The 13406-nt window shown below is 43.0% G+C and carries 12 protein-coding genes; 5 read left to right on the top strand and 7 right to left on the bottom strand.

What is annotated here, in order from left to right:
• Positions 1 to 60: 60 nt before the first annotated feature.
• Positions 61 to 321, top strand: a complete 261-nt coding sequence (locus AB1I63_09720) for a helix-turn-helix domain-containing protein (protein ID MEW4355108.1) — start codon at positions 61 to 63, stop codon at positions 319 to 321.
• 68 nt (positions 322 to 389) lie between these two features.
• Positions 390 to 1610, top strand: coding sequence for a tyrosine-type recombinase/integrase (locus AB1I63_09715; protein MEW4355107.1), 1221 nt, complete (start codon positions 390 to 392; stop codon positions 1608 to 1610).
• A gap of 110 nt (positions 1611 to 1720) precedes the next feature.
• Here the strand turns inward: AB1I63_09715 and rpsI are convergent, their stop codons facing one another.
• The 3 genes from rpsI to rlmB form a co-directional block, all read right to left on the bottom strand.
• Positions 1721 to 2113, bottom strand: a complete 393-nt coding sequence (gene rpsI, locus AB1I63_09710) for a 30S ribosomal protein S9 (GenBank protein MEW4355106.1) — start codon at positions 2111 to 2113, stop codon at positions 1721 to 1723.
• A 19-nt stretch (positions 2114 to 2132) separates the two neighbouring features.
• Positions 2133 to 2579 carry a 50S ribosomal protein L13 gene (rplM, locus tag AB1I63_09705; GenBank protein ID MEW4355105.1) on the bottom strand — a complete coding sequence of 149 codons (447 nt, stop codon included), beginning with the start codon at positions 2577 to 2579 and terminating at the stop codon, positions 2133 to 2135.
• A gap of 212 nt (positions 2580 to 2791) precedes the next feature.
• On the bottom strand, positions 2792 to 3520 hold the full coding sequence (gene rlmB / locus AB1I63_09700) for a 23S rRNA (guanosine(2251)-2'-O)-methyltransferase RlmB (GenBank protein ID MEW4355104.1): 729 nt from the start codon (positions 3518 to 3520) through the stop codon (positions 2792 to 2794).
• Between the two features lie 142 nt (positions 3521 to 3662).
• On the opposite strand from rlmB, the gene AB1I63_09695 reads away from it, so the two are divergent.
• Together AB1I63_09695 and AB1I63_09690 are read left to right on the top strand one after the other, a co-directional pair.
• The gene (locus AB1I63_09695; protein MEW4355103.1) at positions 3663 to 4625 is read left to right on the top strand and encodes an aromatic acid exporter family protein; all 963 of its coding nucleotides are present in this window, start codon (positions 3663 to 3665) and stop codon (positions 4623 to 4625) included.
• Between the two features lie 316 nt (positions 4626 to 4941).
• Positions 4942 to 5901 (top strand): aromatic acid exporter family protein, encoded by a 960-nt coding sequence (locus AB1I63_09690; protein ID MEW4355102.1) that lies wholly within the window; start codon positions 4942 to 4944, stop codon positions 5899 to 5901.
• A 33-nt stretch (positions 5902 to 5934) separates the two neighbouring features.
• Here AB1I63_09690 and AB1I63_09685 read toward each other — a convergent pair whose 3' ends face one another.
• The 4 genes from AB1I63_09685 to pnp all read right to left on the bottom strand — a co-directional run bounded on the left by AB1I63_09685 (position 5935) and on the right by pnp (position 11233).
• Positions 5935 to 6318: a Mini-ribonuclease 3 gene (locus AB1I63_09685; GenBank protein ID MEW4355101.1), complete on the bottom strand. Its 384-nt coding sequence runs from the start codon at positions 6316 to 6318 to the stop codon at positions 5935 to 5937.
• Positions 6311 to 7654, bottom strand: a complete 1344-nt coding sequence (gene cysS, locus AB1I63_09680; protein MEW4355100.1) for a cysteine--tRNA ligase — start codon at positions 7652 to 7654, stop codon at positions 6311 to 6313. The genes AB1I63_09685 and cysS overlap by 8 nt, the downstream gene beginning before the upstream one ends.
• Positions 7655 to 7984: 330 nt before the next feature.
• Complete coding sequence (gene cysE / locus AB1I63_09675) at positions 7985 to 8569, bottom strand: serine O-acetyltransferase (protein MEW4355099.1); 585 nt, start codon at positions 8567 to 8569, stop codon at positions 7985 to 7987.
• Positions 8570 to 9043: 474 nt separating this feature from the next.
• Positions 9044 to 11233: a polyribonucleotide nucleotidyltransferase gene (gene pnp / locus AB1I63_09670; protein MEW4355098.1), complete on the bottom strand. Its 2190-nt coding sequence runs from the start codon at positions 11231 to 11233 to the stop codon at positions 9044 to 9046.
• Between the two features lie 268 nt (positions 11234 to 11501).
• Between pnp and pepF the strand changes: the two genes are divergently transcribed.
• Entirely contained in the window at positions 11502 to 13301 is a 1800-nt protein-coding gene (gene pepF / locus AB1I63_09665) for an oligoendopeptidase F (GenBank protein ID MEW4355097.1), read from the top strand.
• Positions 13302 to 13406: the final 105 nt, after the last annotated feature.

Genomic DNA, 13406 nt, shown 5'->3' with positions numbered 1-13406 from the left:
TCTGTTGTTGCTATTATCTCAAAATATGAATAAAAAGACAAGAAATAAGGAGTAGATAATATGCAAGTCATTCTTCCAAATGAACAAATCCAACAAATTCAGCTATTGATTGCCGATTTAATTAAACAAGAAATCGAAAATCGGCTAAACAATAGCAATATCGAAAGCCCCTTTTTGAACAAGCAACAAGCCTGTCAATATCTAGGAATTTCAAACAATACTCTTGATTGTTGGATTCAAAAAGGCTTGCCAGTCATACGAGTTGGAAAAACTGTACGATTTGACAAGAACGAAATCAATCGCTGGTTACAAAATCAGTAGCATTTTTACCGTGATTTGCTATAATTTAATCACGGTATTTTTCTAGCTCAATTCAAAAGGAGAATACTATGTCAATTACAAAAACTAAAAATGGAACTTATCGCTTGCGTATCTATATCCCAGAGGAAGTGAAGTCTTCTCTTGGAATTGATAAGAAGGTGGTAGAAAAACGGTTCAAACTAAGGAGTGAAGCTAAAAAATACGAACTAGAGTTACAAAATAAAATTGATAGAATTCTACGTGGGGATATTACTTCAAGCGTTGAAATAGCAGGTTCAATCCAATTCAAAGATTTCTATAAAAACGTGTGGTGGGAAGCCTATAAAGCAGGTCAAACAACTTCTACTACTAAACCACCAACACAAGCAACTATTGATGGTACTGAAATCGTCTTTAGAAAACACATCCTTCCAATGCTGGGAAATTATTCCATTGATTTTCTTAATCAAAATAAACAAGTTGTTTTGAACCTATTAACTCAAAAAGCAGAGGAATACGCCAATTTCAAAGTTATTAGAAGTTATGTCAATTCTATATTTGATTGGGCAGAGGAATTAGAATACATTGAAGCTAACCGTATTTCAAAAACAATCAAGCGAATCAAGGCAACCAAGAAAATCAAATTGGAAGAAGCTAAACACGATGAAGATTTGTATCTATCACAAGCAGAACTTCAAGCATGGTTCGCAGCTTTTGAAGAAGACTTAGAAAATGACAAGCTATCTTTCAAAGACTATGTCTTATTCTATACCACCTTTTTCTTAGGTGATAGAAAATCTGAAAGCTACGCTTTACAATGGAAACACATCAATATTAGTAGACAAGAAATTCAGTTAGTACAAGCTTTGGATAAGTATAAAAATCCAAAATCTACAAAGGGTAACAAGAAAACAACTTTCCAAATCCCTATTGAACTAACTGAATTACTTCAATCTTGGAAAAAACAACAAAAAGTTGAACTAGCAAAATTCGGCATTATCCAATCTGATGAACAATATGTCTTTACTTATATTGATATGAAAGGGAATGTCAACAGCCCTTTACACTCTGACTATCTCAACAATAAGATGAAATCAGTCAAACGCCGTCACAAGGAGCTGATACACGCTACACCGCACAAATTACGCCATACAGGCGCAACTTTAGCTAAACAAGCAGGAACTTCACTAGAAGCCATTTCAGAAGCTCTGACACATAGTGATACCCTAACAACTAAAACTTATGTCAATACTTCAAATGTAGTCCCAATGGCTGTAGGGGAGATTGCCTACCGAAACCTTAAAAAGTAATGGTGTGAATTTGGTGTGAAAAGTGGTGTGAATTTTGTTAAAAATCATCAAAAAAACACCCCATGGTGTGAACCATGAAGTGTTGATAAAGCTTGATATATAGCCGTTTCTTAACGTTTAGAGAACTGGCTAGCTTTACGTGCTTTCTTAAGACCTGGTTTCTTACGTTCTACCATACGAGCGTCACGTGTAAGAAGTCCTGCGCGTTTAAGAGAATCGCGGAAGTCTGGGTCTACTTGAAGAAGAGCGCGAGCGATACCGTGACGGATAGCTCCTGCTTGACCTGCATAACCACCACCTACAACGTTCACCAAAACGTCATAGCTACCTACTGTTGATGTAACAGCAAATGGTTGGTTGATGACCAAACGAAGGTCAGCGTGTGGGATGTACTCTTCTACATCTTTTTTGTTTACAGTGATTTTACCAGTTCCTGGAACAAGGCGAACGCGTGCAACAGCGTTTTTACGACGTCCAGTACCTGCATATTGTGCTTGTGACATACTTTATTTGTTCCTTTCCTTAGATAAGTCCTGAAATGTCAAGAACTTCTGGTTGTTGTGCAGCGTGGTTGTGTTCTGAACCAACGAATACTTTCAATTTCATCCCTTGAGCGCGTCCAAGAGTGTTGTGTGGAAGCATTCCTTTAACTGATTTTTCAATCAAACGAACTGCATTTTTTGAACGAAGTTCACCAGCAGTGATTGATTTCAATCCACCTGGGTACATTGAGTGAGTGTAGTAAACTTTATCAGTTGCTTTTTTACCAGTCAATTTCACTTTTTCAGCATTGATAACGATCACAAAGTCACCTGTATCAGTGTGTGGTGTGAATGTTGGTTTGTTTTTTCCACGAAGAACGCTTGCTACAACTGCTGAAAGGCGTCCAAGAGGTACATCAGTAGCGTCAACTACATACCATTTGCGTTCAACTTCACCTGGCTTAGCCATGTATGTTGTTTTGTTCATGATTTCTCCTATTATGAATGTCGTTTTTGTTTACAGGGCGGATGTTCCGGTCCGCAAGTTATTTGAAGGGTTCCGGGGCCTTTCAAATGGGGTAAACAATACCGTCTACTATCATATCAAATTTACCCTCTATCAGTCAAGACCTTTGTCCTATTTTTTTATGAGAATCTTGTCTTTTTCCTTGCTTTCCTCAAGGAAAGGCTTTCTTTTATTTAGGAGCGATTGCGATACACTTCATACATGAGAATAGCTGCTGCCACACTGGCATTGAGACTCTGCACATGCCCACTCATGGGAATGGTAATCATCTCATCCACTTGCTTTTTGATATTGGCAGAGATTCCTTTTCCTTCATTTCCAATGATAAGGGCAAGTTTTCCTACTGTATTCCACTTGGTTGATGGGGTGCCATTCATGTCTGTTCCAAAAATCCAAAATCCCTGGTCTTTTAGCTTATCTAAGGTTTGACTGAGATTGGTCACTCGCGCAATAGGGATATGCTCAATAGCCCCTGTTGATGTCTTAGACACGACTGGCGTAACACCAACCGCCCGGTGTTTAGGGATAATGACCCCTGTCACATTTGTCGCATCAGCCGTCCGCAAAATCGACCCTAGATTATGCGGGTCTGTCAGACCATCTAGGATAAGCAGGAGAGGATTTTCCTCTTCTTTTGCCTTTTTCAAAATCGTCTCAAGCTCCGTGTAAGCAAATTCCGACACACGAAGCACAAAACCTTGATGGACTGCTCCTTCTGTCATCTCTTGGAGCGTTTTTTTAGGCGTCCATGAAATGGAGACCTTCTTTTCTGCCGCTAACTGCTTCACCTTATCAACATTTTTACCCCGCAAATCCTCTTGAATATAGAGTTTATTGCCCGTATTTGCCAACAGGCTCTCGGTCACTGCGTGTACACCATATACAATATCATTTTTTTCCATATTCCCAGTATAGCACAAAATCAAGTTTTCCAACGCAAAGAAGGCTATTTCCAGAATATTTTTCTCAAAAACTAAAAGAAAGCGATTCCGTTTGAAGCTATTTTTATGATACAATAGAATGAATACACTTTAGGAGACACGCATGCCTATCTTTCAACGAACCATTAAACTAGCCTTGGCAACCTGCTTAGCGGTCTGGCTAGCGCACGTCCTGCATCTACTTTATCCGACAGCTGCTGGAAGCATCACGATTTTAAGCCTCCTTGATACCCGTCGCGCTTCTTTTAAAACCGCTTGGGACAGGCTTTGGTCTACCATTCTTGCTTTGGTCATTGGGATGAGCGCTTTTACACTACTGGGCTTTAATCTCTGGGCACTAGGGCTATACCTCAGCATCTATGTTCCTATTGCCTATAAGACCAATCTTTCTGCTTGGATTCCCCCTTGTACGGTACTGGTCCTTCACTTCTTTCAGGAAAAAACGATTAGCTGGCCTTTATTTACGAATGCCATGTGCCTCTTTTTCATTGGCGCTGGTTTGGCACTCTTGGTTAATCTCTATATGCCTTCGCAAAATAAAAAAATTCAGGAATTTCACCGCACTGTAGAGAGGGAACTCAAGGCTATTTTACAAGCCTTTCATGATTTTTTAGAGGATAAATCGCTATCTCCCATAGAAGAGCTCATCACGCAACTTGACCAAACTCTCTCAAATGCACTACATATTGTGTATCTGGATCGGCACAACCAAGTCTTTCGACAAACGGATTATCAAGTCCATTATTTTGAAATGAGGCAGGCACAGAGTCGTATCTTGCGTGAAATGGCACAGAGCTTTACAGACTGTCCAATGAATGCGCAAGAAAAACAAGCTTTCGCTGAGATTTTTCAGCTAACCGAAAAGCAGCTGAGCCAGACCAATGCTGGTCATGCTCTTCTCCAAGCCATCGCAAGACTATGGGAAGATTTCCATGCTTGGCCCTTACCCCAGAGTAGACAAGAGTTTGAAACCCGTGCCAAACTCTATCAAGTCCTCCACGATTTGGAGCATTTTATCCAGCTGAAAGTCGATTTTTACAAACGTTATCCCAAGGAAAATGGATAGACGATCTATTCAGGGAGTGAGACAACTACTGCGTCAAACTATCAAATCTATAAAAGAATCAAGGCTAGACACTTTTGTCTTAGCTTCTTTTTTATGAGCTTTTTTGTGCTACAATAGAAATCAGTTTAGAACCTGTATTCATAAGCGAAGTCATTCTAATCGGGAGCTTATTTTACGATAATCAAGGCGTTTTTTGAAGGAATACTGACTGTATTTCGAGAAAAAGCAACGATGAGTAGCGAAAAATAAGCCCTGAATAGAGTTGCTGAGCTGTGAATACAGGTTCTTAGATAACATTACTTTAAAGGAGAAGGATATGCCTTTATTACACCGCACCATCAAGTTAGTCATTGCCACCTGCCTAGCTATCTATTTAGCGCAAACGGTAAATCTTCTTTACGCTCCGTCAGCTGGGATTATCGCGATTTTAAGTGTGCTAGACACCCGAAGAGCTTCTTTAAAAACAGCTTGGGCACGACTTTGGTCCACGATCTTGGCACTTCTTACCGCCGTCCTTTGCTTTTCGCTCTTTGGCTTTCATCTCGCATCTTTTGCCCTCTACCTGCTCCTTTACGTCCCCCTTGCTTACAAGGCAAATCTCACTGCAGGAATTGCCCCTTGTACGGTTCTGGTCACGCATCTCCTAGCTGAGAAATCTATCTCTTTCGCACTAATCGGTAACGAACTCGCTCTTTTTCTTCTCGGAGCAGGACTCGCTCTCATCGCAAATCTTTATATGCCATCTCAAGATCAAAAAATCCATGATTTTCACTTACAAGTCGAACATTCCTTAAAAGCTATTTTACTACGGTTTCATCATTTTCTCATTACAGGAGATGGAAGAAATGATGCAACTTTAATCACGCAACTAGATACCACATTAGAAGAGGCACTCAGGATTGTCTATCTGGATCGGCACAATCAAGTCTTTCACCAAACGGATTACCAAGTCCACTATTTTGAGATGCGACAGGCACAAAATCGAATTTTGCGAGATATGGCGCAAATGATTGATGGCTGTCAGCTAGAAAGCGAAGAAAGTCGCATTTTAGGAACGCTCTTTTCCAAAACAGCTGCCCAACTCAGCCAGAATAATCCCGCCCACGAACTGCTAGATGCCATTGATGACTTTCTCACCACTTTTCGAAAGCGTCCACTCCCCAAAACGCGTATCGAATTTGAAACACGCGCTACGCTCTACCAACTCTTGCACGACTTGGAACGGTTTATTCAGCTAAAAGTCACCTTTTATGAGCGGTACAAAGAAACAGCTTAATCATCAAAAAGAGGCTCATTCATCCTCTTTTTTCTAATCTATTTCCTCAATACACCAGTTAATCACTTCTTCAAGTCGCTTGGTTTGCTCCGTCATGTGGAGATAGCCGAGCACCGCTTCAAAACCTGTTGACATGCGATAGGTCACTACATCCGCATTTTTTGCCTTGGTGTGACTGTTGGTATTGCGACCACGTTTGTAGATGTCTACTTCTTTTTCTGCCAGAAAATTAGTTTCTAACATCTTAGAGATGAGGGCTGCTTGAGCTTTAGCCGACACATAACGATTGGCCTCACGGTGCAGTTGATTGGGCTTGGTCAAGCCCTTAAAAATCAAGTGCCTGCGAATATACATGGAATAGACAGCATCGCCCTCAAAGGCAAGGGCAATCCCGTTGATGAGTGTCACATCAATCACGTGTCCACCTCACTCCGTCCTTGGTATCAAGAAGTTTGATACCCTGCGCTGCTAGTTGGTCACGAATCTGGTCAGCAGTCGCAAAGTCTTTGGCTGCCCGCGCAGCTTGGCGCTTCTCAATCAAGGCCTCAATCTCGCTATCTAGCACCTCTTCTTCAAAGACAATACCAAAGACTGCCAGCATCTTCTCAAGCGCCGCCTTGACCTCAGGATTGTAATTGCCTGAGTTAATCCACTTGGCCAATTCAAAGACAACCGTAATCCCGTTTGCGGTGTTAAAATCTTCATCCATAGCTTGGCAGAATTTGCCTTCAAACTCCGCTAGACGCTCTAGGTCCACATTTTCTGAAAAGGTCTGCTCGTAGGTATTTTTCAAATATTTGAGATTAACTTCTGCGTCTCGTACAGCTTTTTCTGAAAAGTTAATCGGCTTTCGGTAATGCTGGGTGGCAAAGAAGAAACGCAAGACCTGACCGTCCACCGTTTCAAGAGCATCGTGAACAGTGATAAAGTTGCCCAAGGACTTGGACATCTTGACATTATCGATATTAACAAAGCCGTTGTGCATCCAGTAGTTAGCAAAGGTTTTGCCCGTCTTTGCTTCTGACTGGGCAATCTCATTGGTATGGTGAGGGAATTCCAAATCCGCACCACCACCATGAATGTCAATGGTGTCGCCTAAGATTTCTGTCGCCATGACCGAGCATTCAATATGCCAGCCCGGACGACCTGCTCCCCAAGGGCTATCCCAAGAAATTTCCCCTGCCTTGACGGATTTCCAAAGGGCAAAATCAACAGGATTTTCCTTGCGAGCTGTCTCCTCATCTGTCCGACCGCTGGCTCCCAAGACCAAATCTTCCAAGGTTTTATTGGCAAGAGCTGCATAGTTTTCAGACTTCTCCACTCGGAAATAGACATCACCCTCTGACTCATAGGCGTAGCCTTTTGCAATCAAGTCTTCAATAAAGGCCACAATTTCATCCATGAAGTGCATGACCCGAGGGTGCTTGGTCGCGGGTTTTACCCCTAGTTTTTCTACATCCGCAGTAAAAGCTGCGATGTACTTCTCAGCAATTTCTTGCGGAGTCACCCCTTCTTTCTTGGCGCGGTGGATAATCTTGTCGTCCACGTCCGTGAAGTTAGATACGTAAGTCACCTCAAAGCCACGGTACTCAAAATAGCGCCGAATGGTATCAAAAGCCACGGTAGAGCGGGCATTTCCTACATGGATATAATTATAAACCGTCGGCCCGCAGACATACATCTTGACCTTGCCAGCCTCTAAAGGCACAAACTCGCGCAGACTCCGTGTCATAGTATCGTAAATTTTAATCATCATTCAGATATGGGGATGATATAGAAAACAGTGAAACTTCAACTCATTTGTATTTTCTCAGTTTGTCACTTAAACTTCAAATCCCCTCTCCTTTCTAATTTAGTAGGAATCATCATTCAGACTTTTTATCTGTTCTTTCTTATTTTCCTTATCTCGGTTTTTATAGTTTAGAGAAAGTATTAGGGAGTAAGTCATCACACAGAGTACTCAGATAATGCCTAATACAGTCTTTCCCTCAATGAAACTATAAATAACTACTAGCACACCCAGTATCAGAAAGGTGACAAGACCCCAATTTTGCTTCCAAAAATTCTTATCCCTCTTTCGTCCTTACAACTTGGCAGAATGGTAACTCGCTTCTCTTGCTTCTTGCAAGGGGTGAATGGCCTGTTCATCTTTTTTCCCATGAATGCGAACGATTTTAGCAGGAATTCCAACCACTGTCACATCACTCGGCACATCAGATACAACCACAGCAGAGGCACCAACCTTAGCATTTTCCCCAATCTCAATCGGACCGATCAGCTGGGCATGGGCAGAAATAAGAGCACCTTTTCGGACGGTCGGGTGGCGCTTACCAACATCTTTTCCAGTCCCACCAAGCGTCACACCATGATAGAGCATGACACCTGACTCAACCTCAGCCGTTTCCCCAATCACAAGACCCGAGCCGTGGTCGATAAAGACACCACTAGCAATCTTAGCACCTGGATGAATCTCAATCTGGGTCCAAAATCGCCAAAATTGACTGTGCATCCGAGCCAGCAATTTAAAGCCGTGAACCCACAGAAAATGAGACAGTCGATGAGCCGCAAGGGCCTTTAGCCCTGGATAGGTCAAGAGCACTTCTAGCGTTGTCCGTGCAGCAGGGTCATGTTTCTTAACAATGTCAATACTTTCTTTCCACCAGCCCATACGACTTCTTTTCCTTCCTAACTGATAGTGTGGGATAAATTGATATATAAATTTGATTTCTAACCTTATGTATCCTAAAACGATATAAGAAAGCAGAATGTTGAACCAAAAAACTTACTTCTTTACATTTTATAGATTGAACAGCTTAACGTAGTCCTGTCGCCAATGCTCCAGCGAAGCTATTTAAGAGAAAAGGAAGTTGTGAGCTGCTTCTCCAAAACGTTGATACATCAACATTCTATTAGAAGGAGCTAGCGAACGTTTCTTCGCTAGCCCTATTTCCAACCTTTCACAATTCTCGATTATGAAAGCGTTAACTTCGCAGTCCAGTGGACTATTCATACCTAAGCTTGGAGACGAGAGTCAGGGGAGTGACCGTTCATACTTAAGCCTAGAAATTAGGAAGTGAAAAAATCAAGATTAAGTCCTACTCTCTCATTTTTGACAATCAAGGCTACTATAAGCTAGTGGAGCTTATTCTACTGTTTTCTTGTCTTCTTCCTTTGGTTTTCTTGGGTGTTTTGGAGCGTGATGCTCTTTTTCTCCATCTTTTTTCTCTGGACGTGGTGGGCGAGGGAGCAACACTTTCATCGACGCATCCACACGGCCTTTTTCATCAATCTTGATGACTTTGACATCGACTTCATCGCCGATTTGCACCAGGTCTTCTACTCGATTGACACGAGTCCACGCCATTTCAGATACATGGACAAGGGCATCTGTCTTGTCAAATAGGTTGACAAAGGCACCGAATTTCTCAATACGGACAACCTTAGCACGGTAAACTTCATCAACTTTTGCTTCACGCACCAAGCCTGCAATGATTTCTTTGGCACGGTTAATGGCATCGCGGTCGCTTGAGTAAATGGCTACGTTACCTTCTTCATCAATGTCAATCTTGACACCTGTCTCTGCGATAATCTTATCAATGGTTTCGCCACCCTTACCGATGACAATCTTGATTTTATCGACATCAATCTTAATGGTATCAATCTTCGGTGCAGTCGGTGCCAAGTCTGGACGAACTGCTGGAATAGCCTCTTCAATCACATCCAAGATTTCAAAACGAGCTTTCTTGGCTTGAGCAAGGGCTTCTTGTAAGATTTCTGCCGTAATTCCTTCAATCTTGATATCCATTTGAAGGGCAGTAATTCCGTCACGTGTCCCTGCCACCTTGAAGTCCATATCCCCAAAGTGGTCTTCAAGACCTTGAATATCGGTCAAGACAGTATAGTTTGTCCCATCTGAAATCAAGCCCATGGCAATCCCTGCTACTGGTGCCTTAATTGGTACACCACCAGCCATAAGAGCGAGCGTACCCGCACAGATAGAGGCTTGAGATGATGAACCGTTTGACTCAAGGACTTCTGCTACCAAGCGGATGGCATACGGGAACTCTTCAAGACTTGGCAATACTTGCTCAAGCGCGCGTTCTCCAAGGGCACCGTGACCAATTTCACGACGACCTGGTGCACCGTAGCGCCCTGTTTCCCCAACAGAGTATTGTGGGAAATTGTAGTGGTGCAAGAAGCGTTTTTTGTACTCAGGATCCAAACCGTCGACAATTTGCGTTTCTCCCATTGGCGCCAAGGTCAAGACAGACAAGGCTTGGGTTTGACCACGGGTAAAGAGACCTGAACCATGCACGCGCGGCAAGAAGTCAACTGCTGCTTCAAGCGGACGGATTTCATCTACACGGCGACCGTCAGGACGAACCTTATCCTCTGTAATCAAACGGCGCACTTCTGCGTGTTCCATTTGCTCCAAAATCTCTGCCACATCGCGCATGATGCGGTCAAACTCTTCATGGTCTGCGAATTTTTCTGCGTAGGCAGCCGTCACCTCTTCTTTCACAGCATTGGTCGCTGCTTCACGGGCTAATTTTTCTTCTACCTGAACGGCTTTTTGCAAGTCGCTATTGTAAGTTGCAATGATTTCAGCCTGCAAGTCTTCATCCACATGGAGCAACTCGACTTCAGCCTTTTCCTTACCAACTTGAGCCACAATCTCTTCTTGGAAGGCAATTAATTCTTTGACCGCTTCGTGACCCTTGAGAAGGGCTTCGAGCATAACCTCTTCTGAAAGTTCTTTAGCTCCAGACTCAACCATGTTAATGGCATCTTTGGTTCCTGCAACAGTCAATTCAAGCAGGGAAGCGTCATCCTGTTCCTTGGTTGGGTTGATAATCAATTCACCATCCACATAGCCGACTTGAACACCTGCGATTGGCCCGTTAAATGGAATGTCTGAGATGGATAGGGCAAGCGAGCTACCAAACATAGCTGCCATTGCGCTGCTCGCATTTTCATCATAAGACAAGACGGTGTTGATGACCTGCACTTCATTGCGGAAACCTTCTGCGAACATGGGGCGAATCGGACGGTCAATCAAACGAGCCGTCAAGGTTGCGTCCGTCGACGGACGACCCTCACGCTTGTTAAATCCACCTGGGAATTTACCTGCTGCATACATCTTTTCTTCGTAGTTGACTTGAAGAGGGAAGAAATCTCCTGTTGCCATTTTTTTCGACATGACAGCCGCAGTGAGGACTGTACTTTCGCCGTAGCGGACAACGACGCTACCGTTTGCTTGTTTTGCGACCTGACCGACCTCAACGATGAGAGGACGACCTGCAAAAGTAGTGTTAAAAGTTTGTTTTGACATAGTAACTCCTGTAATGTAAGAAAAGCAGACTTTCCTTGTTTGTGTTTTATACGACTGGCCTACAAAGATCAATGGGAAACCTCTTTCACACTCATCTTTGTATCCAAGTTCGTATAGTTTCCATTTTACCATATTTTTAAAGAAAAGAAACCAAGGAAAATCAAGAATTTTCGGCAAAATCCCGATTTTTTTGATATACTAATAAAAGAATGAAACGGCTTTCTTATCAGGAAAGGCGATTCTAAAAATGACCTCAAAGGAGAATACTATGCTTGAACAGAAATCAAGAGATCAATTTCCAGAACAAGAACTCTGGGATCTGACTGCCCTCTACCAAGACCAAGAAGATTTTCTACGCGCCATTGAAAAAGCCAAAGAAGATATTCAAACCTTCTGCCTCAACTACACGGGAAGACTCACGACTTTTACAGACTTTGAGGCTGCCTATACTGAGATCGAGCAAATTTATATCCAAATGAGCCATATCGGCAACTACGCTTTTATGCCGCAGACGACTGACTTTGGCAATGAGAGCTTTGCTCAAATCGCCCAAGCAGGAGCTGATTTTGAGACCTGGGCACGAGTGGAACTCAGCTTTTTTGACGCTGCTGTCTTAGAAGCAGATGAAACCATTTTAGACCAGCTGTTAGAGTTACCACACTTGACCAGCGAAATCCGCTTAGCAAAAATTCGCAAAAAACACTATCTTGGAGCTGAAGTAGAAAAATCCCTCACCAACCTTCGCGAAGTCTTTGGCAGCCCTTATGATATCTATGCCAAGATGCGGGCTGGTGATTACGCTATGGAGGATTTTGAAATCGACGGCAAAGTCTATAAAAATAGCTTCATCACCTATGAAAACTACTATCAAAATCACGAAGACGCTACTGTCCGCGAAAAATCTTTCCGTTCCTTCTCAAAAGGACTTCGCAAACACCAAAATGCAGCTGCAGCTAGCTACCTAGCCCAAGTCAAATCCGAAAAACTCTTGGCAGATATGCGCGGATATGACTCCGTCTTTGACTACCTCCTTGCAGAACAAGAAGTGGATCGTGCGATGTTTGACCGTCAAATTGACCTCATTATGACTGAATTTGCTCCTGTCGCACAAAAATACCTCAAACACGTAGCTAAAGTCAACGGACTTGAAAAAATGACCTTTGCCGATTGGAAACTCGACATTGACAACGAACTCAACCCAGAAGTGACGATTGCGGATGCTTATGATTTAGTCATGAAATCAGTTGCCCCACTAGGAGAGGAGTACTGTCGAGAAGTCGCTCGCTACCAAGAAGAGCGCTGGGTGGATTTTGCGGCAAATAGTGGCAAAGATTCTGGCGGTTATGCGACAGACCCTTACCGCGTGCATCCTTATGTGCTGATGAGTTGGACAGGACGAATGAGTGATGTCTATACCCTCATCCACGAGATTGGACACTCTGGACAATTTATCTTCTCAGACAATCACCAAAGCTATTTCAACACCCACATGTCCACCTACTATGTCGAAGCCCCTTCGACTTTCAATGAATTGCTCCTTAGCGATTACTTGGAACATCAATTTGACAATCCACACCAAAAACGCTTTGCTCTTGCGCACCGTTTGACAGATACGTATTTCCACAACTTCATCACTCACCTCCTAGAAGCTGCCTTCCAACGTCAGGTCTACACCTTGATTGAAAATGGAGAAACCTTTGGGGCAAATAAGCTCAACAGCATTATGAAAGAGGTCTTAACCCAGTTCTGGGGAGATGCCGTGGAAATTGATGACGATGCCGCTCTAACGTGGATGCGTCAAAGCCACTACTATATGGGGCTTTACAGCTACACCTACTCAGCTGGCTTAGTCCTCTCAACAGCTGGCTATCTCCATCTCAAACATTCGGAAACAGGAGCCGCTGACTGGCTAGAACTCCTCAAATCCGGTGGTAGCAGAACACCCCTTGAAACCGCAAAACTCATCGGTGCAGATATCTCTACCGACAAGCCCCTGCGTGATACCATCCAATTCCTCTCTGACACGGTGGATCAAATCATCACTTATAGCGCAGAATTGGAACAATAATTCTTCACATCACATAACAAACGAGACTGGAAAATTTCCAGCCTCGTTTCTTTTGTCTTGACTCTTTCCAAATACTTACTAAAGCACTATTTGGAAAACAAAAAA

This window comes from Streptococcus pneumoniae (assembly GCA_040719455.1).
GTDB lineage: Bacteria > Bacillota > Bacilli > Lactobacillales > Streptococcaceae > Streptococcus > Streptococcus pneumoniae_G.
Note: the sequence above shows the minus strand (reverse complement) of the source record. Positions and strands in the feature narration are given on the sequence as shown.

Coding starts and splice junctions, on each gene's coding strand:
- cysS (MEW4355100.1), bottom strand. CDS start 7,654: ATGATTAAAATTTACGATACTATGACACGGAGTCTGCGCGAGTTTGTG.
- rpsI (MEW4355106.1), bottom strand. CDS start 2,113: ATGTCACAAGCACAATATGCAGGTACTGGACGTCGTAAAAACGCTGTT.
- pepF (MEW4355097.1), top strand. CDS start 11,502: ATGCTTGAACAGAAATCAAGAGATCAATTTCCAGAACAAGAACTCTGG.
- pnp (MEW4355098.1), bottom strand. CDS start 11,233: ATGTCAAAACAAACTTTTAACACTACTTTTGCAGGTCGTCCTCTCATC.
- rlmB (MEW4355104.1), bottom strand. CDS start 3,520: ATGGAAAAAAATGATATTGTATATGGTGTACACGCAGTGACCGAGAGC.
- AB1I63_09690 (MEW4355102.1), top strand. CDS start 4,942: ATGCCTTTATTACACCGCACCATCAAGTTAGTCATTGCCACCTGCCTA.
- cysE (MEW4355099.1), bottom strand. CDS start 8,569: ATGGGCTGGTGGAAAGAAAGTATTGACATTGTTAAGAAACATGACCCT.
- rplM (MEW4355105.1), bottom strand. CDS start 2,579: ATGAACAAAACAACATACATGGCTAAGCCAGGTGAAGTTGAACGCAAA.
- AB1I63_09720 (MEW4355108.1), top strand. CDS start 61: ATGCAAGTCATTCTTCCAAATGAACAAATCCAACAAATTCAGCTATTG.
- AB1I63_09715 (MEW4355107.1), top strand. CDS start 390: ATGTCAATTACAAAAACTAAAAATGGAACTTATCGCTTGCGTATCTAT.
- AB1I63_09695 (MEW4355103.1), top strand. CDS start 3,663: ATGCCTATCTTTCAACGAACCATTAAACTAGCCTTGGCAACCTGCTTA.